The organism is Rhodococcus sp. NPDC047139, assembly GCF_040643435.1.
Taxonomy (GTDB): domain Bacteria; phylum Actinomycetota; class Actinomycetes; order Mycobacteriales; family Mycobacteriaceae; genus Rhodococcus.
Genome location: NZ_JBEYUH010000009.1, coordinates 51,062 through 73,671, shown reverse-complemented (window position 1 = coordinate 73,671; position 22,610 = coordinate 51,062). Strand labels below are relative to the sequence as shown.

Below are 22,610 nucleotides of genomic sequence, written 5' to 3'. Positions count from 1 at the left end.
AGGGTAGGGCGACGGCGTTCTAGAAGCTGTCGGGCCGCCCCGGTCCGACGTTGCGGCTGTTGCGGGTCCGCAGATCCCGCACGTACTCGGCCGGCGCACCGGCGATCTCGGCCGCATCGGCCATCACGCCCAGGTAGCGCGCCGACGGAAGCCCACCCTCGTATCCGTCCACGACGTACAGCCAGGCGAGGACGGGGCCGTCGGCGGTGTCGACGCGCACGCGGATCTTGCGGTGGAACCCGAGTTCGGCTCCCTCCCACCGGTCGAGGCTGCGCTCGTCGTCCTCGGTAACGTCATAGAGCACGACAAACACCTTCGAATCGGCATCCTCGACGACGGTCGCGAGTGCACCCTCCCACCCGATATCGGCCCCGGCGAAGGTCAGCCGCCAGCCGTGCAACCAGCCCGTTCCCGCCATCGGCGAGTGCGGGCAGCGCGTCAGCATCTGCTCCGGATGCATGTTGGACCCGTAGGCGGCGTAGATCGGCACGGGGACAAGGCTAGCCTGTCGCGCGGCGCATCCGGCGGAGGGGCGTTGTGTGCCGGGTCGGGTGGTCCCTGTGCGCGAGGTGGGGGCAGTGACATAGCGTTGTTGTCGACGTGTGTGCCCACCAGGCGCCACGTGCAGCCCGAACCGGCACCCTTCGGAATCGATACAGAGGAGAGCAATGACCCGGATCGTCATCATCGGCGGCGGCCCCGCAGGATACGAGGCGGCGCTGGTGGCATCCCAGTACGGCGCGACGGTGTCACTGATCGATTCGGATGGGATCGGCGGTGCCTGCGTGCTCTTCGACTGCGTTCCTTCCAAGACCTTCATCGCTTCGACGGGCGTGCGCACCGACATGCGGCGCGCCGCCGACCTGGGTATCGAGCTCGAACGCGCCGCGGTCTCGCTGCCGCAGGTGCACCACCGCGTGAAGAGTCTCGCCCGTGCACAGTCCGCGGACATCCGGACCAAGCTCGAGGCGGCCGGTGTGAAGCTGTTCTCCGGATACGGCGAACTCGTCGACGCACAGCCCGGCATGGCCGCCCATCAGGTCCGCGCGAAGCTGCTGACCGGCGAGGAGAAGGTGCTCGACGCCGACGTCGTGCTGATCGCGACCGGAGCGAGCCCTCGTGTGCTGCCGGGAGCGGAACCGGACGGCGAGCGGATCCTCACCTGGCGTCAGCTCTACGACCTCGAGAAGTTGCCCGAACATCTCGTCGTGGTCGGCTCGGGTGTGACCGGTGCGGAGTTCGTCTCCGCCTACACCGAGGTCGGCGTGCAGGTCACCGTGGTCTCGAGCCGTGACCGCATCCTGCCGCACGAAGACGAGGATGCGGCGCTCGTGCTCGAGGACGTCCTTACCGAACGCGGCGTGACGTTGGTCAAGCACGCCCGCGCCGATCGCGTCGAACGCACGGGTGACGGCGTGCGTGTACTTCTCGCCGACGGCCGGATCGTCGAGGGCAGTCACGTGCTGATGACCGTCGGTTCGGTGCCGAACACCCAGAATCTCGGGCTCGAGAAGGTCGGACTCGAACTCGACCGGGGCGGATACCTTCCCGTGGACCGGGTCTCGCGTACCGCTGTCCCCGGCATCTACGCCGCGGGCGACTGCACGGGCCTGCTGCCGCTCGCATCGGTCGCGGCGATGCAGGGACGTATCGCCATGTACCACGCCCTCGGTGAGGGTGTGAGCCCCATCAAGCTGAAAACCGTTGCGGCGGCGGTGTTCACCCGCCCTGAGATCGCGGCCGTCGGCGTCAGCCAGGCGACGATCGATGTGGGTGAGGTCCCTGCCCGCACCGTGATGCTCCCTCTCAACACGAACCCGCGGGCCAAGATGTCCGGGCTGCGCCGAGGTTTCGTGAAGATCTTCTGCCGTCCCGCGACGGGCGTGGTCATCGGCGGAGTGGTCGTGGCGCCGAACGCTTCCGAATTGATCCTCCCCATCGCGCTGGCGGTGCAGAACAACCTGTCCGTCAACGATCTCGCGCAGACCTTCTCGGTTTATCCGTCGCTGAGCGGATCGGTGACGGAGGCTGCACGTCAGTTGATGCGGCACGACGATCTGGACTGAGCCGTCACATCGGGGCCGGCGCCCCTGACGGAGAACGCCGGTCCCGCTCGACTCGGGTCAGGCCCAGTCGTAGGTGCGTTCGACCGCCTTGTTCCATTCGCCGAACAGCCGCTCGCGTTCGTCGGCGCCCATCCCGGGTTCCCAGGTGTGGTCCGCGGCCCAGTTACGGCGGATGTCCTCCTCGTCCTTCCAGAATCCGACGGCGAGCCCGGCTGCATAGGCTGCGCCGAGCGCGGTGGTCTCCGCGACCACCGGCCGCACGACAGGGACACCGAGGATGTCGGACTGGAACTGCATGAGCAGATCGTTGACCACCATGCCGCCGTCGACCTTGAGAGTGTGCAATTCGACACCGGAGTCGGCATTCATCGCCTCGATGACCTCGCGGGTCTGGTAGGCCGTCGCCTCGAGCGCCGCGCGCGCGAGGTGCCCTTTCCCCACGAAGCGTGTGAGCCCGGCGACGACGCCACGGGCGTCGGGTCGCCATCGCGGCGCGAACAATCCCGAGAAGGCCGGGACGAAATACGCCCCGCCGTTGTCGGGGACGCTTGCGGCGAGCTCCTCGATCTCGTCGGCGGACCGGATGATCCCGAGATTGTCGCGCAACCACTGCACGAGCGAACCGGTCACGGCCACCGACCCTTCGAGGGCGTAGACGGCAGGTGCGTCGCCGATCCGGTAACACACGGTGGTGAGCAGGCCGTGCTCGCTGCGAACCGGGGTGGTGCCGGTATTGAGAAGCAGGAAGTTGCCGGTTCCGTAGGTGTTCTTCGCCTCTCCGGGGGACAAGCAGCCCTGGCCGAAGGTCGCGGCCTGCTGGTCGCCGAGAATACCGGCGATCGGCACGCCCGCGAGCGGTCCACGTTCGCGCGCGTGCCCGTACACCTCGGCCGAACTGCGGATCTCGGGCAGCATCGATTCCGGGATGCCGAAATCCGCACAGATCTCCGGATCCCACTGCTGGGTCCGGAGGTTCATCAACAGGGTCCGGGAAGCGTTGGTGACGTCGGTGATGTGCACGCCGGGTGGCTGGCCCTCTTCACCGATACCACCGGTGAGATTCCACAGGATCCAGCTGTCGATGGTGCCGAACACGAGGTCGCCGGCTTCCGCGCGCTCACGGGCACCGTCGACGTTGTCGAGAATCCAGCGGACCTTGGGACCGGCGAAATAGGTCGACAGCGGGAGTCCGGTGATCTCGCGATACCGGTCGGGCCCTGTGTCACCGGCGAGTTCCTCGACGAGCCGATCGGTACGCGTGTCCTGCCAGACGATCGCGTTGTAGACGGGGCGGCCGGTGTTGCGATCCCACACCACGGTGGTCTCGCGCTGATTGGTCACTCCGATCGCTGCGATGTCGCGGCGCCGCAGCTCGGCCTTGGCCACCGCGGCGGCGACCACCTCGCGGGTGTTGAGCCACAGCTCTTCCGGATCGTGTTCGACCCATCCCGACCGCGGGAAGAACTGGCGGTGTTCCTTCTGCGAAATCGTCACGATGCGCCCGTCGTGATCGAAGATGATGCACCGACTGGACGTGGTGCCCTGGTCGATCGCCGCGATGAACTGGTTCACAGGTGATCCTCGGAGTGAAGGGGACGAGTCGGCTCGGCAACGCTTCCGCTGCGCGCTGCGCGGTCGAAACTACTAGCCTTGATCGGGATACGTCGGAGACTCACGGGAGCGGGTGCGGTGACCAACGAATCGGGTGTGCAACTCCTCGGACCGCAACAGCGCGCCGATGCCTGGCGTCGTCTCGCCACCGAACAGTTCGACGTCGTGGTCATCGGCGGTGGTGTCGTCGGTGCGGGTGCAGCGCTCGACGCAGCCACGCGTGGCCTTCGGGTGGCACTCGTCGAAGCCCGCGACTACGCCTCCGGTACGTCGAGCCGGTCGTCGAAGATGTTCCACGGTGGCCTGCGTTATCTCGAACAGCTCGAGTTCGGGCTCGTCCGGGAAGCGCTGCGCGAGCGCGAACTCGCCCTGACCACCCTCGCTCCACATCTCGTCAAGCCGTTGAAGTTCCTGTTCCCGCTCACCCACCGGGTGTGGGAGCGGCCCTACATGGCAGCCGGGATCTTCCTGTACGACCGGCTCGGTGGCGCGAAGTCCGTTCCGGCCCAGAAACACCTGACCCGGTCGGGCGCCCTGCGGATGGTTCCCGGCCTCAAACGGAACTCGCTCGTCGGCGGAATTCGCTACTACGACACCGTCGTCGACGACGCCCGGCACACCATGACGGTCGCACGGACGGCAGCACACTACGGTGCCGTGGTGCGCACCTCCACCCAGGTCGTGGGATTTCTCCGGGAGGCCGACCGCGTCTCGGGTGTGCGAGTGCGTGACAGCGAGGACGGTTCGGTCACCGAGGTGCGCGCGCATGTCGTGATCAACGCGACCGGTGTGTGGACCGACGAGATCCAGTCGCTGTCGCGGCAGCGGGGCCGTTTCCGGGTACGCGCGTCGAAGGGGGTGCACATCGTCGTGCCCCGCGATCGGATCGTCAGCGACTCGGCGATCATCCTGCGCACCGAGAAGTCGGTGCTGTTCGTCATTCCCTGGGGCAATCACTGGATCATCGGGACCACCGACACCGACTGGAATCTCGACCTGGCGCATCCCGCTGCGACGAAGGCCGACATCGACTACATCCTCGACCATGTCAATCGCGTGCTGGTCGTGCCGCTCACCCATGACGACATCGACGGCGTCTACGCGGGACTTCGCCCCCTCCTGGCGGGGGAGAGCGACGAGACGTCGAAACTGTCGCGCGAGCACGCCGTTGCCCGCGTGGCCCCCGGCCTCGTGGCCATCGCGGGAGGCAAGTACACCACTTATCGTGTCATGGCCGAGGACGCCGTCGATCTCGCCGCCGACGACATCCCGGCCCGCATCGCGCCGTCGATCACCGAGAAGGTGCCCCTCGTCGGGGCAGACGGCTATTTCGCACTGGTCAACCAGACCATGCACCTCGCCGAGGAATACGGCTTGCATCCCTACCGGGTCAAGCACCTGCTCGATCGCTACGGTTCCCTCATCGAGGACGTGCTGAGCTTCGCGAAGGGACGGCCCGAACTTCTCGAAGCGCTCACCGATGCTCCGCAGTACCTGCAGGTCGAGGTGGTCTACGGTGCTGCGGCCGAGGGAGCCCTGCATCTCGAGGATCTGCTGGCACGCCGGACGCGCATCTCGATCGAGTATCCGCACCGCGGGCTGCACTGTGCCGAACAGGTGGCTCGTCTGGTCGCCCCCGTTCTCGGGTGGGACGACGCCACCGTCGATCGGGAGATCGCGACGTACCGGGCACGCGTCGTGGCCGAGATCGAGTCGCAGAGCCGTCCCGACGACGAGTCGGCGGATGCGCTCAGGGCAGCGGCACCCGAAGCCCGGCCGGAGATCCTGGAACCGGTCCCGATCATGTGATCCGGGGTCAGTGCGTGAGCACGACCTTCACGACGACGACGACCGTCGCGAGCAGGGCTACTCCCACCGCGGCCATAACGGTCCGGGTTGTCGGTCTGCGGTGCTGCAACCGGCGCACGACGAGCACCGTCGAACCGATACGGACCAGCACTGCGACCTCGGCGAGAAGCTGTGCGGTACGGGGCTCGAGCCAGCCGAGCCACGCTGTGGCGAGAATCAGGCACGGCAACACCGCGGACGAGAGGATCGGTACCGAGTCCCTGAGTTCCTCGAGACGTTCGCTGCGCGAGATCTGTTCACCGGTGCGCACGGTCTGGGAAACCGACTCGGCGAAGACATGCGCGATGAACGTCGAGAGTGCGGTGCCCGCCACGATCGCGATCCCGATGTACTCGGGCGACGTCGTGATGGGGACGAGCGCGGCCAGCACGAGTATGTTGCCGTAGACGTAGGCGCTGATGCGGGAGGCCGCCGAACTTCGCGACAGCGGGCGCCGCCGCTCGGTCGGCAGGTACGGAGGCGTGGACACGTCGAAAGCGTGACACGGACTGGCCTTTGCCGGGACGGGATCCGGCCGGACCCGTCAGTGCGAAACGGTGGTGGGGCGGTGCCGGTTCGTCACTTCGGGGCTGTAGTGCATCGGCGAGTCGCGGCGGTCGCGCGGAGGCAGGTTGCGGCCGGGCGTCTCGAGCAGACCGGAGTCGGCCGCGATGCGGCCGAAGACGCGGTCCCAGCCCGCACGCGCGCGCGGATGATATCGGTAGCGCCACGGCACGACTGCGGTGCACACACCGATCGCACGGCCGACGAGAGCGTGCAGTCGCTCGTCGCGCCTGCTCCAGTCGTAGCCGAGTAGCTCGCGTACCGGCGGGTCGTACAACCCGACGGTGAGCCACAGGAATCCCGCCGTCACCGGCGGGCGGATCAGCTTCCAGACGACCTCGGGGAACCACCGCAGGTAGGGCGGGCGGTCGATATTCGACAGGTCGAGCACGTCGCGAGTGGCCTTGTTGTCCTCGAGTACATTTCGGCACATGTGATCCCAGTAATCGAGGAATGCCTCCCACGATTCCGGGACCGAGTGCATCGGCATTCCGTACAGCCGATACCACTGCACGTGCTCGTCGAACAACCGGTGCTTCTCCTCGAGGGTGAGCGGCCCGTCGAACCATTCGATGGAGACGACGAGACTGTAGAAGAAGGTCGCGTGCGCCCAGTAGAAGGTGTCCGGATCGAGTGCGTGATACTTGCGGCCCTTCTTGTCCACTCCCTTGATGGTGTTGTGGTAGCCGCGTACTTTCGCCGCGGTCTCCGGGGCGCGGGGGCCGTCGAAGACGACACCGTAGATCGGGTACAGCGACCGGTAGAGACGCTCCCAGCGCTCGTCGAAGAACTTCGAGTGCTCTTCGACGGCGGCCCCGAGACCGGGATGCATGTTCTGCATCGACCCCGCCCAGGGCCCGAAGATCATGCCGCGCCACCCGCCGAAATATCTCCACGTCAGAGAATCCGGACCCAACGGCTCCGGCGTCCTGCCGCGCGACGGCCCGTCGGAACCCGACCCGGAGGATGCCTGACTACGCATGTTGTCAGAGTAGGATTCGGCGGGCATGCAGTCAACGACGGGAAGCAACAGGGTGGACACCACGCGCCGCAGCTGGGCGGGCGTCGGAATCGACGAACGCCGCCGCCTGCGCAGGGAACGGCTCCTCGCGGTGGGTGTCGAACTGCTCGGAGCGGCCGGTGGCGCGGCGGCCAACGTCCGCGCCGTATGCCGCGCCGCCGCCCTCACCGAACGGTATTTCTACGAGAGTTTCGCCGACCGCGATACCTTCGTCCGTGAGGTCTACGCCCACGTCGCCGATCGCGCCCGCCAGGCGCTGGCGCAGGCGGTGGTCTCCGCGCCGGCCACCGGGCGTGCCGAAGCGGCCGTGCGGGCGTTCGTCGAACTCATGGTCGACGACCCCGCCAAAGGACGTGTTCTACTCCTCGCCCCGCTGCGTGAACCCGCGATCACCCGGCGCGGCATCGAACTCGCACCGATGTTCGTCGCGCTCGTCCGTGATCAACTTCCACCCGGGGGTGACGAGGGCTACCGCCACATGGTTGCGGTCGGAGTCGTCGGGGCGCTCACCAGCCTCTTCATGGGCTATCTCGAGGGTGATCTCTCGGTCTCGCGCGACACCCTCGTCGACCATTGTGTTGCGCTCGTCGAGCAGGCCGGTCAGGCGGGAGTCCCGCCTGACCGGGGCTGACAGCGCGGGCACCGGTAGACCACCCGTTCCGGATCGGTCGCCGTTCCGATCTCCCCGGCGCGGATCGGGGTGTGGCAGCGTCGGCACGGCCGGCCGCGCCGCCCGTAGACCCACAGGTTGTGGCCCGGGCGGCGGTCACCGGTGGTGATGCGCATCGCCCGGTCGCGGTTGGCGACCAGTAGTCGATGCGCGAGATCGACCCATGCCGCCGGATCGCCCGCGCGGCCGACGGGTGTCGACGGATCGACGCCCCGCAGGAAGCACAGTTCGGAGCGGTACACATTGCCGACGCCGGCCATGATGCGCTGATCGAGCAGTGCCACACCGACGGGGCGATCGGGGTCGCGTGCGAGATTCGCTGCGGCACGGCCGGGATCCCAATCGGGACCGAGCAGATCGGGGCCGAGGTGCCCGACGGCGTCGTGTTCCCGCTCGCGGGCGAGCACCTCGACGATGCCGAGTTCGAACCCGACCGCTTGCGCATCCTCGGTGCCGAGCACGACGCGGGCCTTGTATCCCGGCTTGCGCCAGCGACTTCCACGCGGATAGACATGCCATTCACCTTCCATCTTCAGATGTGAATGGATGGACACGTCCGCCACCCGGATCAACAGATGTTTGCCCCGTGAAAGCACTTCGTCGACGGTGGATCCGGTGAAATCGGCTGTGGCGAAACGAGGTACACGAAAATCCGTTTCCGTCAGGAGCTTTCCTTCCAGGGCGGCTCGGAGGCGGTGCGCGGTGCGGAACACGGTGTCTCCCTCGGGCACGTCAGGACCTCAGCCGGTAACCACGCGGCGTCGCCGAGAATCCCGATTCGGCAAGGAGCTCGGCGAATTCGTGCCCGTGGATCGAGGCGCCGTCGACCTTCTCCACCACGATCTTGTCGACCCCGCCGCGTTTGACGGTCGCGGCCAGCGACGCGCACGCATTGCGCAACCGGCCCGGATCGTCGTCGAAGGTGAGGAGGGTGCGTCCCCCGCGTTCGACGAACAGCACGAGCGCCCCGTCGACGAGCACCACGAGACCGCCCGCTTTCCGGCCGGGCCGGTGTCGCGGAGCGTTGTCGTCGGCGGACGATTTCGGCCACGGCAGGGCGGCACCGTACGGATTGGCGGGATCGCACGCAGCGAGCGTGACGGCTGCGGTCTCCGAATGGCGACCCTCGATCGAATCGGAGAACGACCGCAGACGGTCCACGACCGCCGGGGTCGAGAACTGCGCCCCACCGAGCGAGTCGACGAAGTAACCGCGACGACACCGACCCGTCTCCTCGAATCGGCTGAGCACCTTGTACATCGTCGCGAAACCGCCGGGCACACCCTCTCCGGCGACGACGCCGCGGGTGACCACGCCGTACCGTTCGAGCAACAGTTCGGCGGTGGTGTGGGCACGTACCGTCGGATCGGTCTCCCGTTCCGGAAGCATCGACCAGCGCCCGCTCACCGTCGGCGGTCCGGCGCGGCCGGGCAGGTTCGGACGAGGGCGGTACATGCGGGCGCGTGGCGCCCTGCGCGGCGTACGGTGAGCCGGTTTGGCGCGCGAGGTGTCGCCGATCAGGGCGCGCAAGGGTGCGAGGCTGTCGCCCGCGACGTGCCCGCTCCACACCAGTTCCCACAGGGCATCGGCCACCGTCGAGTCGCTCGCGGTGGTGTGCAGCGCGGTGACCGCGTCCGCCAATTGCCGGAAGAAGTACGCACCTCCACCGGACAGCGAGTCGAGGATGGCCAGGTGTACCGGCCCGAGCTCGATATCTTCGATGGGCGCCAGGCTTGCCGGTGCCAGATCGGCCGGATGCAGAGCCACCCAGCCGTCCTTTCCTGATATCGATCCGGCTCCCGACCAGAGGACCTCGCCGGTCGTGGTGAGTTCGTCGAGCATCGTCGGCGTGTAGTCCCGCACGCGCGGGGCGAGGATCAGCGGTTCGAGCGCGCTCGCGGGCACGGGCACCCCGGCCAGTTGTTCGACGACGGTGAGGACGCCGTCGATGCCGTAGAGCGCACTCGTGCCCGGGCCCGTTCCGAGGTGATGCCAGTCGGGCAGGAACCGGCCGAGGGTCGCGGTGCTGACGGGCTCGACGTCCTGCCGGGCGGCGGCGAGGGAGCGCCGCCGCAACCGCCGTAACACCTCGCTGTCGCACCATTCCGATCCGCTCGAACCCGGCCGGAATTCGCCGGCGGTGACTCGTTTGTCGGCTGCGAGTCGTTCGAGGACGGATTCGACGACCGCAGTGCCCAGCCCGAACCGGGCGGCAGCCTGTGCGGTGGTGAACGGGCCGTGCGTGCGGGCGTAACGAGCGACAAGGTCGCCGAGTGGATCGGGCACCGGCTCGACGAAGGCGGTGGGCACCCCGATCGGTAGCGGCACACCCAGTGCGTCGCGCAGCCGGGAGGCATCCTCGACCGCAGCCCACCAGCCCTCGCCGGCATACGACACTCGAAGTGCGCGTCGTTGCGTCGCGAGCTCCTCGATCCACGCCGCCGGGTCGTCCGTGGTCCGCTCCCTCAGTTCGGCGTCTGTGAGCGGACCGAGCAGCCGCAGCAGGTCGGCGACGCCCTCGGCGTCGCGTGCGCGTCGTTGCGGGGTGAGTCGTTGCAGTTCGTGCTCGGCTTCGGTGATGACGTCCGCATCGAGCAGCTCGCGCAACTCCACCCGGCCGAGAAGTTCCGCGAGGAGTGACGAGTCGAGCGAGAGCGCGGCGGCTCGACGCTCGGCGAGAGGGCTGTCGCCCTCGTACAGGAACTCGCCGACATAGGAGAACAGAAGTGAGGTCGCGAACGGCGAGGCCGTGGGGGTTTCCACCTCGGCAAGGCGGATCCTGCGCTGCGCGATACCGCCGAGCAGATTTCGCAGGGCCGGAAGATCGTAGACGTCCTGCAGGCACTCCCGGACCGTCTCGAGCAGGATCGGGAAGTCCGGATAGCGGCGAGCGACGTCGAGCAGCTGTGCGGAGCGCTGGCGTTGCTGCCAGAGCGGGGCGCGTTTGCCCGGATTACGGCGGGGCAGCAGCAGAGCTCGGGCGGCGCACTCGCGGAAGCGGGACGCGAACAGGGCCGAACCGCCGACCTGCTCGGTGACGATGTCGTCGATCTCCTCGGTGTCGAAGACGAAGATCTCCGAACCCGGTGGGGCGTCGTCGGTGTCGGGCAGCCGGACGATGATGCCGTCGTCGGACGGGGTGGGATGCGACTCGACACCGTAACGCTCGAGCAGGCGCGCTCCCACTGCGAGCGCCCACGGTGCGTGCACACGCAATCCGAACGGCGAATGCAGAACCAGTCGCCAGTCGCCGAGCTCGTCACGGAACCGCTCGACCACGAGTGTGCGGTCGGTGGGCAGGTGCCCGGTGGCGGTGCGCTGTTCGTCGAGCAGCCGGATCAGGTTCCCCGTCGCGTAGTCGTCCAGTCCGGCCTTGCGGCAACGTGCCTCGGCGTCCTCGGGTGCGGCGTGCCCCATCTCACGGAGGAAGACGCCGAAGGCGGCACCGAGTTCGGCGGGTCGCCCCTGGCTGTCGCCGTGCCAGAACGGTAATCGACCCGGGCGCCCGTAGGCGGGGGAGACCAGGACGCGGTCGAAGGTGATCTCTTCGATCCGCCAGCTCGTGGCACCGAGCGCGAACACATCGCCCACTCGCGACTCGTACACCATCTCTTCGTCGAGTTCGCCCACGCGCGTGTTCTTCTCGCCCACCATGTACACGGTGAACAGGCCGCGATCAGGAATCGTGCCGCCGGAGGTGACGGCGAGTCGCTGGGCGCCGGGCCTGCCGGTGAGGGTGCCGGCCGTGCGGTCCCATACGACGCGGGGACGCAACTCGGCGAACTCGTCGGAGGGATAGCGGCCGGAGAGCAGGTCGAGCACCGATTCGTAGACTCCGCGGGACAGCGTTGCGAACGAGCCGCTGCGCCGGACCGTGTCGAACCAGTCGTCGACGTCGACGGGTTCGAGCGCGGTCGCCGCGACCGTCTGTTGTGCAAGCACATCCAGTGGATTGGCCGGAACCTGAAGGGCTTCGATGTGTCCGGCGACCATCCGCTCGACGGTCACCGCACAGTGCGCGAGATCGGTCCGGTGTTTCGGGAAGAGTACTCCGCGCGAGGTCTCGCCCACCTGGTGCCCGGCGCGACCGACGCGTTGCAGGCCGCTCGCTACCGACGGGGGAGCTTCGACCTGGATCACGAGGTCGACCGCGCCCATGTCGATGCCGAGCTCGAGGCTCGACGTCGCCACCACACACCGGAGACGGCCGGACTTGAGATCGTCCTCGATCAGAGCACGTTGATCCTTGCTCACCGATCCGTGGTGTGCGCGGGCGAGCACCGGTTCGGCCCCTGCGGCCGTTTCGGTGGGTGAACCGAGTTGGGCCGGTGGTGCATGTTCGGAGCTCACCGGATTTCCTGAGCGCTCGGCATAGATCTCGTTGAGCCGCGCGGTGAGGCGCTCGGACAGTCGCCGGGAGTTGGCGAACACGATCGTCGACCGGTGCTCGGTGATGAGATCGACGATCTGTTCCTCGACATGGGGCCAGATCGACCCGGCCTGCGGTGTGGGGGACAGTGACTCCTCGTCGGGTTCCGAGAGGCCGAGTTCGGTCATGTCCTCGACCGGCACGCGCACGGAGAGATCCCAGGTCTTCGGCGACGGGGGCGCAACGATCCGGATGGGAGCAGAGCCGGCGAGGAATCGGCCCACCTCTTCGTGTGGACGCACCGTGGCGGACAGCCCGATGCGCTGGGCCGGCGCGCGCAGCAACAGATCGAGGCGTTCGAGCGACAGCGCGAGATGCGCCCCGCGTTTCGTTCCCGCCACGGCGTGGACCTCGTCGACGATCACCGTTTCGACCCCGACAAGATTCTCGCGGGCGGACGAGGTGAGCATGAGGAACAGGGACTCGGGGGTCGTGATGAGGATGTCCGGTGGTGTTCGGGCGAGGGCGCGCCGATCTGCCTGGGAGGTGTCGCCGGAACGGACCCCGACGGTGATGTCGGGCGGGGTGAGACCGAGTCGCTTCGCGGTCTGGGTGATCCCGACCAGCGGGGATCTCAGGTTGCGTTCGACGTCGACGGCGAGAGCCTTGAGAGGCGAGACGTACAGGACGCGGGTGCGGTGCTCGCGCGCGGCATGCTCTTGCGCAGGAGTGGACGAGAGCCGGTCGAGCGACCACAGGAACGCCGACAGGGTCTTGCCCGAACCGGTGGGTGCGACGACGAGGGTGTGGGCTCCCGAGGAGATCGAGTCCCACGCGCCGAGCTGTGCCGGCGTCGGGGACTCGAATGCCCCGGCGAACCACGCACGGGTCGGCGCGGAGAATCGGTCGAGGATGTCGGTCACCACTCCATGGTGTACCCCCCGGCCGACACGGTCAGTCGTCGAACGCGAATCGGGCGATCTGACGACAGTGCTCGTCGGCCCACGAATTACGTCCGCCTCGCATCAGCTCCGCGACCAGCGACCGCCCCGGCTCGCGCCACGGAAGAGCGTCGAACTGCGCCTTGGCGGCGGCTTCGTCGCTCCACACGACGGACACGATGGACCCCTCGTCGACGAAGGTGAGGGCGGGGAAGGCTGCCGCGAACTGCTCGCGTGTCGATCCCATGGCCTGTTCGAGTTCGGTGCCCGACACCCGGACGTAGCCGGCGAGGCTGCGCCGTCCTTCGGAGAGGTCGAGGAACACACCGGCGACCGCCATGTCACCCGCATGAACCGAGACCAGCGGCTCTCTCGGATCGGCCGGATCCCCTGGGGGAAGGCATACGACCGACCAGTACTCGCATTCGCTCATGCGGGCGTTGGGCACGATCGACGACACGACGTCTCGAAGCCAGGCCGTGACGGAACCGAACTCGGGGTACCGCTCGAGTTCGCGGTACTTGGTCTCGCGCAGCGGTAGGTCGGCCGTCGACTGGGGCACACGGGTATTCACGCGACGATTATGACCGCTGACGGTGTGGGACGGCTCATCAGATCACCACGCCGGGATTCAGGATCGCATTCGGATCGAGCGCATCCTTGATCCGCTTCGTCAACGCCATCACGTCCGGACCCACCTGGTCGGGCAGCCATGCCTTCTTGAGGCGGCCGACACCGTGCTCACCCGTGATCGTGCCTCCGAGTTCGATCGCGAGATCCATGATCTTCCCGAAGACCACCTGAGCCCGTGCGGCCATGTCCTCGTCGGCGGGGTCGTAGACGATGAGTGGATGGGTGTTGCCGTCTCCGGCGTGGGCGATCACGGCCACGGTGACGTCGTGTTCGGTAGCAAGTTCGGCGATCCCGCCCACGAGCGCCGGCAGGGCAGGGATCGGCACGCCGACATCCTCGAGCAGGAGACTTCCGGTGCGTTCCACGGCCGGGATCGCCATTCGCCGGGCGGCGGCGAACGCTTCACCCTCCTCCGTGTCGTCCGTCGCGAAGACGTCCTGGGCCCCGGCCTCGCGGCACGCCCGCACCATGATCTCGATTTCTTCCGCGGCTGCGGCACCGGGCGCATCCGAGCGGGCTATGAGCATCGCCTCGCTGGAGCGTTCGAGCCCCATCCGCAACATGTCCTCCACCGCGGCGATCGAGGTCTTGTCCATGAACTCGAGCATGGCAGGCCGTAGGACGGCGGTGATGGCGACGACCGCATCGGCGGCGGCCTGGACGGTGGCGAACGTCGCGACCATCGTCGATGCAGGTGGGGGCGGCGGGACGAGGCGCAGCGTCACCTCGGTGATGACACCGAGCGTCCCCTCGCTTCCGACGAACAGTTTCGTCAGCGACAGACCGGCGACGTCCTTGACCCGTGGGCCGCCGAGCCGCACCGCGGTGCCGTCGGCGAGGACCACTTCGAGGCCCAGCACGTAATCGGTGGTCACGCCGTACTTCACGCAGCACAGGCCTCCGGCGTTGGTTGCCGCGTTCCCTCCGATCGTGCAGATCTCGAACGACGACGGATCCGGTGGGTACCAGAGTCCGTGGTCGGCCGCAGCCTGCTTGACCTCGACGTTGAGCAGTCCGGGCTGCGCCACTGCGGTACGGGTTGCGGTGTCGACGGTGATCGCCCGCATCTTCTCGGTGCTCAGCACGATGCCGGCGGCGAGCCCGCCCGACCCGCCGGACAAGCTCGTGCCGGCGCCGCGGGGAACCACCGGAACCCGGTGGGTGTTCGCCCATCGCAGGGTCGCCTGCACGTCCGCGGTGGAGGTGGCCCGGACGAGCGCGCGCGGGATCTCGGCATCCGGATCCTGTGCGCGGTCCTGCCGGTAGCCCGCCAGGATGTCCGGATCGGTGACGAGCGCACCGGCAGGCAGAAACTCGGCGAGTTCGCCGAGTGGCAGCGCGGTTCCGATCTCGGAGGTCATGATCCGTGCACCTGCGGGATGTATCGGGCGCGCAGCTTGTGTTTGACGAGCTTTCCCGTCGGGGTGCGCGGAAGGTCGTCGGAGAAGTCGACGCTGCGAGGGGCCTTGAAGTGCGACACGCGTTCGCGCACGTAGGCGAGCAGTTCCTGCTCGAGTTCGGGACTCGGCTCCACTCCCTCGACGAGCTGCACGACGGCCTTGACCTCCTCGCCCATCTCCTCGTTCGGTATGCCGATCACCGCGACGTCGAAAACCTTGGGATGCAGCGTGAGAACATTCTCGGCTTCCTGCGGATAGATGTTCACGCCTCCGGAGATGATGGTGAACGCGGCGCGATCGGTGAGATAGAGAAAGCGCTCCTCGTCCAGATAACCGATGTCACCGCTGGTCGTCCAGGTCGGATGCTCGGGGTGGGTGGCTTCCTCGGTCTTCACCGGGTCGTTGTGGTACTCGAACGGTCGCTCGTCGCGCTCCCACCACACCGTCCCGGTCGAGCCGGTGGGCAATTCCCGGCCCTGGTCGTCGCAGATGTGGACGACACCCAAGGTGCCGTCGCGGCCGACCGAACCCGGATGAGCGAGAGCCTGTTCCGAATCGATGAACGTCGCTCCCGCCCCCTCGGTGGACGCGTAGTACTCGTGGATCACCGGACCCCACCACTCGATCATCGCGCGCTTGATCTCGGGCGGACACGGTGCGGCCGCGTGGACGGCGACCTTCATGCTCGTCACGTCGTATTTCGCGCGGGTCTCCTCGGGGAGCTTGAGCATCCGGACGAACATCGTCGGCACCCATTGGCTCGCCGTGACCGAGTACCGGTCGATGAGCGCGAGCGCTTCCTCGGGATCGAAGCGGTCCATGAGGATCACGGTGCCGCCGACCGACTGGATCGTGCCGCAGAATCGCAGCGGCGCCGCGTGGTAGAGCGGGGCGGGGCACAGGTAGACGGTGCTGTCGTCGAAGCCGTACATCGGGGCGAAGACCGCGGTGTACGGGTCGGGGATGTCCTGCACCTGCCCGTCCGGAAGCTTCGGCTTGATTCCCTTGGGGCGTCCGGTGGTGCCCGACGAATACAGCATGTCCTGGCCCCGCGGTTGGTCGTCGAGCGGTGTCGTGTCGAACCGGCCGAGCGCGGCCTCGTAGTCCTCGAAACCGTCCGACGACCCGCCGAACACGAGGCGGTGGGCCACACGGGGATAGGCGTCGGGGGACGAATCGACGGCATCGAGGGCCTGAGCCGACACCACGAGTGCCTTCGCACCGCAGTCGTCGACGATGTAGGCGGCTTCGGCGGGAGTCAGATGCCGGTTGACCACCGTGATGTACAGACCCGAGCGCAGCGCCGCCCAGTACACCTCCATCACGCGCAGGTCGTTGTTCGAGATCAGTGCGATGTGGTCGCCGCGCACGAGACCGAGGGACCGCAGGTACTTCGCCAGCTGGAGCGAATGCTCGTCGAGTTCGCGGTAGGTCAGCGATTCTCCGGTGGCGGGCCGGATGACGGCGGGTTTGTCGGGCGTGGTGGCGACGAAGTTCCCCGGGTACATGCCCCTGGTCTACCACGGATGTGTCCCGGACCACAGCATCTCTGATTGGGGAGAGCGCTGGAGGGTACTCACGTGGGAAGAGGCGAAGGGAGAGGACGATGCCGAATTCCTCGATCAAGAACGAGAAGATGTACGAGGACCTGCGCAAGGACGGCGCATCGAAGGAGAAGGCCGCGCGGATCTCGAACGCGGCTGCGAACGAGGGCAAGTCGAAGGTGGGGAAGAAGGGCGGCGAGTCCGGCTCCTACGACGACTGGACGGTCGCCGACCTGAAGAAGCGCGCGAAGGAACTGGGAATGACCGGTTACTCCGACATGAAGAAGAGCGAACTCGTCGATGCGCTGCGCAACCACTGAGTAGACTTCGTGGCTACTGCCGGTTCTCCGAGGGGGGAGCATGGGCCGCATCACTCAGAGGGTCGATCCCCGGTCTGTCGTGGACGATCTCGAGCGTCATGCCCGGGCCGCGGTCGCGTTCGGTGCGGCGGGAAGGATCGAAGCTCTGCCGGCACGGGTGGTCCGGCGCGGTGATCTCTTCGTCGGTTTGGATCCGTCCGCTGTTCCTGCCGCCGCGGTCTTCGGCCGGGTGTCGTTGAACCTCGACGATGGGTCGTACTGGTTCGATCTGCGTGCTGCGAACCTACGCGGATCGATGGTTCCGGCGCAGCGCGCTCCCGTCGGCGCGCCCGAAGACCTCGCATGGTTCGTCTTCGACGTACAGCGGGTGACCGCGTGGGATTACGGACGCCTGCACGAGGAGGCGGGCGGATGAGTCCCGACGATCCTCTCGCCCGGGTGTTCCTCGAGTCGTCGATGGTCGCGCGCGTCGCCACCCGCACCCCGAAGGGGAGACCGGCGATGACACCCCTGTGGTTCCTGGCGCACGGGGGCCGGTTGCATCTCGGTACGGCCCGGACATCGGTCGTCGTGCGGAACGTGAAAGCCGATCCGGACGTAGCCGTGCTCCTCGACCTGCCCGGCAGGGCTGGCGGTTCGGATCACCTGCTGCAGTTGAGAGGCCGTGCAACCGTACGGGAGGGCATACCCTCTTTGCCGGTCCTGCTCGGGCTGGCCCGGAAGTACTATCTCGCCGGATGGCGTTCGGAGTTCGCTCATGCCCGTCTGTGGCGACTGCGTACCAGGTACTACGCCCAGGCCGAGGGGGCGGTCCTCCAGATCGAACCCCTCGAAGCGGAACTCGTGCGCCGACCGTGACGACGACGGCGCCTCAGCCGAATTCGACGCCCTGAGCGAGCGGCAGCTCGTCCGAATAGTTGACGGTGTTCGTCGCACGCCGCATATACGCCTTCCACGAGTCCGACCCGGACTCGCGACCCCCGCCGGTGTGCTTCTCACCGCCGAAGGCGCCCCCGATCTCCGCGCCGGATGTGCCGATGTTGACGTTGGCGATTCCACAGTCCGATCGGGCGAGGAACAACTCGGCCTCACGCTGGTCGAGCGTGAAGATCGACGACGAGAGTCCTTGCGGGACACCGTTGTGCACCTTGATCGCCTCGTCGAGATCCTCGTATTCGAGGACGTACAGGATCGGAGCGAAGGTCTCCTCGCACACCACCGCCGTCTGAGCGGGCATCCGTACGAGCGCGGGGGAGACGTACACGCCCTTGCCTGCGACGTCCACCCGCTCACCGCCGACGACGACCGTGCCGCCGTCCGCCCGGGCACGGTCGAGTGCCGAGCTCATCTGCTCGTAGGACCGCTCCGAGATCAGCGGACCGACCAGAACACCCTCGTCGAACGGATTCCCCACGCGCAGGCGAGAACAGGCCACCGCGATCCGCTCGACGAACTCGTCGGCGATCGACCGGTGCACGATGAGCCGCCGCAGGGTGGTGCAGCGTTGACCCGCCGTCCCGGCTGCGGCGAACACCACGCCGCGGACGGCGAGATCCAGGTCGGCGGAGGGTGTGACGATCGCGGCATTGTTTCCGCCGAGTTCGAGCAGACACCGGCCGAAACGCGCGGCGACCCGCGGTCCGACGACCCGGCCCATCCGGGTGGAACCGGTCGCGCTGAGCAGCGCGACGCGGGGATCGTCGACGAGTGCCTCTCCCACGGCGTGGTCGCCCAGGAGAAGATGATGGAGCCCTTCGGGAGCACCGGCCTCGGCGGCGGCGCGGCGAAGCAACGCGTCGCAGGCGACCGCGGTGAGCGGGGTGATCTCCGAGGGTTTCCACACCACCGGGTCGCCGCACACCAGAGCGATCGCGGTGTTCCACGACCAGACCGCGACCGGGAAGTTGAACGCCGAGATCACGCCCACCACGCCGAGGGGATGCCAGGTCTCCATGAGCCGGTGCCCGGGCCGCTCGGAGGGCATCGTCCGCCCGTACAGTTGCCGCGACAGCCCGACGGCGAATTCGCAGACGTCGATCATCTCCTGCACCTCGCCGGCGGCTTCCGACGGGATCTTCCCGGCTTCGAGTGTGACGAGTTCGGCGAGATCGGCCTTGTGCTCGACGAGGAGTTCGCCGAGCCGCCGCACCACGCGTCCACGTACCGGAGCGGGAACGTCGCGCCACTGCTCGAAGGCGCTCGCCGCGCCCGAGATCGCCGCGTCGACGTCGGCGGGCGAGTGGGCGGGCAGGCGTCCGATCACGCTGCCGTCGATGGGAGTCGTCACCACGAGCGATGTGTCGGCGCCGTGGGCTTCCGCCCCGCAACGCCGCAGGGCGGAGGTGGCCCGTTCGGCGAAGTCGGTGGTCGCATTCATGAGTGAGCTCCTTTGCTGCTCGGATACCCTTCGCTGGTGCCCGAATCCCCGAGGAACGGTTCGTCGAAGGAGTCGCTGGACGACATCGATCGGATGCTGCTGCGCGAACTGATGGCCGACGGTCGCGCAACGCTCGCGGCGCTCGCCGAGAAGGCAGGTCTGTCCGTCTCGGCCGTGCAGTCCCGGGTGCGCAGGCTCGAAGCTCGCAATGTGATCCGCGGATACAGTGCGCGAGTCGATCCCGAGGCGCTCGGGCTGATGCTCTCGGCGTTCGTGGCGATCACCCCTCTCGACCCCTCGCAACCCGACGACGCGCCGGCTCGACTCCAGCACATCGACGCGATCGAATCGTGTCACTCGGTGGCGGGTGAGGAAAGCTATGTCCTTCTCGTGCGTGTCGAGTCCCCTCGCGCCCTCGAACGACTGCTGCAGGAGATTCGGGCCACCGCCGGAGTGGCCACCCGCAGCACGGTAGTTCTCCAAACATTTTACGAACGGTAGCGCCCCGGACCGTAACTATTTCGTTCATATCGCTTTCGCCCCGGTAATCGGCGCGTACCGTTGTGCCATGAGCACGGCTTTCCGAAACCTGGACGGTGCCGGGAATCTCGCCCCGGACCGGGTACGCCCCATCCTCGGCCGGCACATGCTCACCGACGGTTTCGACCTCGTTCTGGACCTCGACCGCTCCCGAGGGGTGCGACTCGTCGACGCCCGTGACGGAACCACCTACCTCGACATGTTCGGGTTCTTCGCGTCGTCCACGCTCGGAATGAACCATCCCGCGCTCACCGTGCCGGAGGCAGCTCGTGAACTGGCCGCGGTCGCGGCGAACAAACCCAGCAACTCCGACATCTACACCGTGCCCATGGCCCGCTTCGTCGAGACCTTCGTGCGCGTACTGGGCGACCCGGCACTTCCTCACCTGTTCTTCGTGGACGGCGGGGGCCCGGCTGTTGAGAACGCGCTCAAGGTCGCCTTCGACTGGAAGAGTCGGCTCAACGAATCCCGGGGTGTCCCTGCGTCGTTCGGCGGTTCGGTGCTCCACCTGACCGAGGCCTTCCACGGCCGCACCGGTTACACGCTGTCGCTGACCAACACCGATCCGGTCAAGACCGATCGATTCCCCAAGTTCGACTGGCCCCGGATCGACGCTCCCTATCTCGCCGAGGGGCGGGATGTCGCTGCAGCCGAGACGCGCGCGCTCGAGCAGGCCCGATCAGCCTTCGCCGAGCGTCCTCACGACATCGCGTGTTTCGTTGCCGAGCCGATCCAGGGCGAAGGCGGCGACCATCATTTCCGTCCGGAGTTCTTCCGGGCGATGGCGCAGTTGTGCCGCGAGAACGATGCCCTCGTCGTCTTCGACGAGGTGCAGACCGGCGCCGGCACGACCGGTACCGCGTGGGCGTACCAGCAGATCGGTGTGACCCCCGACGTCGTCGCCTTCGGTAAGAAGACGCAGGTGTGCGGCATCATGGCCGGCGGACGCGTCGACGAGATCCGCGACAATGTCTTCGCCGTCGGCTCGCGGATCAACTCGACCTGGGGCGGCAATCTCACCGACATGGTGCGGGCGCGGCGCATCCTGGAAGTCGTCGAGCGCGACGGACTCGTCGAACGTGCCCGGTCCGGCGGTGCGCACCTGCTGTCCGGGCTGCAGCACCTTGCCGCGCGTGGATCGGTGGTCACCGAGCCGCGTGGACGCGGACTGATGTGCGCCGTCACGCTCGCGAACGCGGAGATCCGCGACCAGGTGCTGCGACGGCTGTACACGGATGAGCACGTCCTCGCGATCGGAACGGGTCCGCGAGGCGTGCGCTTCCGGCCCCCGCTGACCGTCACGCACGACGAACTCGACGAAGCCCTCGACGCGTTCGACCGGGTGACCGCCCGCTGCGAATGAGGGACCGGATCGACCTGTTCCCGGCCGGACGACGGTAGTTTGTCGGACATGGCCGATGCACTGGGTGAGAGCGTAAGCGGCGGCGAATCCTTCGTGATTCCCTCGCTGGTCAATCTGAGGGACATCGGGGGCTGTCCGAGTTCGTTCGGTGGCGTGGTCCGCACCGGCGTGGTCTTCCGCTCGACCGACCTCGGTGGAGTGACCGACACGGACATCGAGACCGTCGACGCACTGGGCATCGCCACGATCTTCGATCTGCGCACACTCGGGGAACGGCAGCGGCGTCCCGATCGCGTACCCCGAGGTGCGCGCTACGTCGGACTCGACGTCCTCGCGGATCGGCAGCACGGCTCCATTGCCGCCTCGCTCCCGGAGATCATCGCCGACCCCGCGCTGGCCGCCGAAGCGTTCGACGACGGGCGGGCCGCCCAGTACCTCAGGGAGAGCTACCGCGATTTCGTCGCACTCCCGAGCGCGACGGCGTCCTACGGGGTGCTCGCCGAGGGACTCGCCCACGGCGAGGTTCCCGCACTCGTCCACTGCAGTGCGGGTAAGGACCGCACCGGCTGGGCCGCGGCGTCGCTGCTGCTGTTCGCCGGTGCCGACGAGGACGCGGTCTTCGCCGACTATCTACGGACCAACGACCTGCTTCTCCCACAGTTCGATGCCCTCTTCGCACGGTTCGCCGAACTCGGCGGCGATCCCGAGATCCTGAAGCCGATGCTGGGGGTCCGGCGGGAGTATCTGGAGGTCGCGATCGACGAAGCACTTTCGCGCTACGGCACGATCGAGCAGTACTTCGCCGAGGGACTCGGACTGGAGGACGACAGTCTGCAGGCGCTTCGCACTCGGCTCGTCGATTCGGAAGTCACGCGGGTCTGATTCTCGCCGCTGTTCGGCCGTGCCCGGGGCGGCGAACCCGCTTCGACGCGGGCGAGGCTACCGGCAACGATGATCGGGACGAATCGTGAGTTCCACCTACGGTTTCCGGTCGGCGCGCACACCTCGCCGTACGACTGCGGTGATCGCGAGACCGATCGCGATACCGACGAGGTCGGCGCACCAGTCCCAGAACGAACCGGACCGCCGCACCGCGACGGTCGCCTGGAGAATCTCGGTGAGCACCCCGTAGAGGCCCAGCCACACGACGGTGAGCGCAGGCGAGAGCCGGGCGTACCCGCAGCAGATCGCGAGTACGACGAACATCACGGCGTGCGTGATCTTGTCGGCATGGGGTGGACCGCTCGGTACGGTGCCGCCGGGGGAGAGAAGCATCGCGGTGATGACGACGACCGCGACGATGAGGGGGAGAGTGCGGTGCCGAAGGATAGCGCCCACCACGG

General features: G+C 67.6%; 20 protein-coding genes. 9 read left to right on the top strand and 11 right to left on the bottom strand.

Annotated elements, in window-relative coordinates; all coding sequences use genetic code 11:
* Positions 1-19: 19 nt before the first annotated feature.
* Positions 20-490, bottom strand: a complete 471-nt coding sequence (locus tag ABZ789_RS13620) for a gamma-glutamylcyclotransferase (protein ID WP_358424447.1) — start codon at positions 488-490, stop codon at positions 20-22.
* A 178-nt stretch (positions 491-668) separates the two neighbouring features.
* Here ABZ789_RS13620 and ABZ789_RS13615 point away from each other — a divergent pair, with 178 nt between their 5' ends.
* Positions 669-2,066, top strand: a complete 1,398-nt coding sequence (locus ABZ789_RS13615) for an NAD(P)H-quinone dehydrogenase (protein WP_358424445.1) — start codon at positions 669-671, stop codon at positions 2,064-2,066.
* 57 nt (positions 2,067-2,123) lie between these two features.
* Here ABZ789_RS13615 and glpK read toward each other — a convergent pair whose 3' ends face one another.
* Positions 2,124-3,638 carry a glycerol kinase GlpK gene (gene glpK, locus ABZ789_RS13610; RefSeq protein ID WP_358424444.1) on the bottom strand — a complete coding sequence of 505 codons (1,515 nt, stop codon included), beginning with the start codon at positions 3,636-3,638 and terminating at the stop codon, positions 2,124-2,126.
* Between the two features lie 117 nt (positions 3,639-3,755).
* Between glpK and glpD the strand changes: the two genes are divergently transcribed.
* Positions 3,756-5,486 carry a glycerol-3-phosphate dehydrogenase gene (glpD, locus tag ABZ789_RS13605; RefSeq protein ID WP_358424442.1) on the top strand — a complete coding sequence of 577 codons (1,731 nt, stop codon included), beginning with the start codon at positions 3,756-3,758 and terminating at the stop codon, positions 5,484-5,486.
* Between the two features lie 7 nt (positions 5,487-5,493).
* On the opposite strand, the gene ABZ789_RS13600 is transcribed toward glpD, so the two are convergent.
* Together ABZ789_RS13600 and ABZ789_RS13595 are read right to left on the bottom strand one after the other, a co-directional pair.
* On the bottom strand, positions 5,494-6,015 hold the full coding sequence (locus ABZ789_RS13600; protein WP_358424440.1) for a hypothetical protein: 522 nt from the start codon (positions 6,013-6,015) through the stop codon (positions 5,494-5,496).
* A 54-nt stretch (positions 6,016-6,069) separates the two neighbouring features.
* Complete coding sequence (locus ABZ789_RS13595; protein ID WP_358424438.1) at positions 6,070-7,071, bottom strand: oxygenase MpaB family protein; 1,002 nt, start codon at positions 7,069-7,071, stop codon at positions 6,070-6,072.
* Between the two features lie 25 nt (positions 7,072-7,096).
* On the opposite strand from ABZ789_RS13595, the gene ABZ789_RS13590 reads away from it, so the two are divergent.
* A complete protein-coding gene (locus ABZ789_RS13590; protein WP_358424436.1) occupies positions 7,097-7,741 on the top strand; it encodes a TetR/AcrR family transcriptional regulator in 645 nt (214 codons plus the stop codon).
* Here ABZ789_RS13590 and ABZ789_RS13585 read toward each other — a convergent pair.
* From ABZ789_RS13585 to ABZ789_RS13565, 5 genes are read right to left on the bottom strand one after another with little or no spacing between them, the layout of a single operon-like run.
* Complete coding sequence (locus ABZ789_RS13585) at positions 7,711-8,511, bottom strand: DNA-formamidopyrimidine glycosylase family protein (RefSeq protein ID WP_358424434.1); 801 nt, start codon at positions 8,509-8,511, stop codon at positions 7,711-7,713. The genes ABZ789_RS13590 and ABZ789_RS13585 overlap by 31 nt on opposite strands.
* 1 nt (position 8,512) lies before the next feature.
* Positions 8,513-13,072 carry an ATP-dependent helicase gene (locus ABZ789_RS13580; RefSeq protein ID WP_358424432.1) on the bottom strand — a complete coding sequence of 1,520 codons (4,560 nt, stop codon included), beginning with the start codon at positions 13,070-13,072 and terminating at the stop codon, positions 8,513-8,515.
* Between the two features lie 31 nt (positions 13,073-13,103).
* Positions 13,104-13,664 carry a hypothetical protein gene (locus ABZ789_RS13575; protein WP_358424430.1) on the bottom strand — a complete coding sequence of 187 codons (561 nt, stop codon included), beginning with the start codon at positions 13,662-13,664 and terminating at the stop codon, positions 13,104-13,106.
* Between the two features lie 37 nt (positions 13,665-13,701).
* A complete protein-coding gene (locus ABZ789_RS13570) occupies positions 13,702-15,084 on the bottom strand; it encodes an FAD-linked oxidase C-terminal domain-containing protein (RefSeq protein WP_358424428.1) in 1,383 nt (460 codons plus the stop codon).
* A complete protein-coding gene (locus tag ABZ789_RS13565) occupies positions 15,081-16,631 on the bottom strand; it encodes an AMP-binding protein (protein WP_358424426.1) in 1,551 nt (516 codons plus the stop codon). The genes ABZ789_RS13570 and ABZ789_RS13565 overlap by 4 nt, the downstream gene beginning before the upstream one ends.
* Positions 16,632-16,729: 98 nt before the next feature.
* Between ABZ789_RS13565 and ABZ789_RS13560 the strand changes: the two genes are divergently transcribed.
* Genes ABZ789_RS13560 through ABZ789_RS13550 form a run of 3 tightly spaced genes read left to right on the top strand, consistent with a single transcriptional unit; the run spans position 16,730 to position 17,845 of the window.
* Positions 16,730-16,987 carry a Rho termination factor N-terminal domain-containing protein gene (locus ABZ789_RS13560; protein ID WP_358424424.1) on the top strand — a complete coding sequence of 86 codons (258 nt, stop codon included), beginning with the start codon at positions 16,730-16,732 and terminating at the stop codon, positions 16,985-16,987.
* Positions 16,988-17,027: 40 nt separating this feature from the next.
* Positions 17,028-17,402 carry a hypothetical protein gene (locus tag ABZ789_RS13555; RefSeq protein WP_358424422.1) on the top strand — a complete coding sequence of 125 codons (375 nt, stop codon included), beginning with the start codon at positions 17,028-17,030 and terminating at the stop codon, positions 17,400-17,402.
* A complete protein-coding gene (locus ABZ789_RS13550) occupies positions 17,399-17,845 on the top strand; it encodes a pyridoxamine 5'-phosphate oxidase family protein (RefSeq protein WP_358424420.1) in 447 nt (148 codons plus the stop codon). The genes ABZ789_RS13555 and ABZ789_RS13550 overlap by 4 nt, the downstream gene beginning before the upstream one ends.
* Before the next feature lie 13 nt (positions 17,846-17,858).
* On the opposite strand, the gene ABZ789_RS13545 is transcribed toward ABZ789_RS13550, so the two are convergent.
* The gene (locus tag ABZ789_RS13545) at positions 17,859-19,364 is read right to left on the bottom strand and encodes an aldehyde dehydrogenase family protein (protein ID WP_358424418.1); all 1,506 of its coding nucleotides are present in this window, start codon (positions 19,362-19,364) and stop codon (positions 17,859-17,861) included.
* Positions 19,365-19,400: 36 nt separating this feature from the next.
* On the opposite strand from ABZ789_RS13545, the gene ABZ789_RS13540 reads away from it, so the two are divergent.
* From ABZ789_RS13540 to ABZ789_RS13530, 3 genes are all read left to right on the top strand, one after another.
* Positions 19,401-19,865 (top strand): Lrp/AsnC family transcriptional regulator, encoded by a 465-nt coding sequence (locus ABZ789_RS13540; protein ID WP_358424416.1) that lies wholly within the window; start codon positions 19,401-19,403, stop codon positions 19,863-19,865.
* Between the two features lie 67 nt (positions 19,866-19,932).
* A complete protein-coding gene (gene lat / locus ABZ789_RS13535; protein WP_358424414.1) occupies positions 19,933-21,267 on the top strand; it encodes an L-lysine 6-transaminase in 1,335 nt (444 codons plus the stop codon).
* A 48-nt stretch (positions 21,268-21,315) separates the two neighbouring features.
* Entirely contained in the window at positions 21,316-22,149 is an 834-nt protein-coding gene (locus tag ABZ789_RS13530; RefSeq protein ID WP_358424412.1) for a tyrosine-protein phosphatase, read from the top strand.
* Positions 22,150-22,245: 96 nt separating this feature from the next.
* On the opposite strand, the gene ABZ789_RS13525 is transcribed toward ABZ789_RS13530, so the two are convergent.
* Positions 22,246-22,608 carry a VanZ family protein gene (locus tag ABZ789_RS13525; protein WP_358424410.1) on the bottom strand — a complete coding sequence of 121 codons (363 nt, stop codon included), beginning with the start codon at positions 22,606-22,608 and terminating at the stop codon, positions 22,246-22,248.
* Positions 22,609-22,610: the final 2 nt, after the last annotated feature.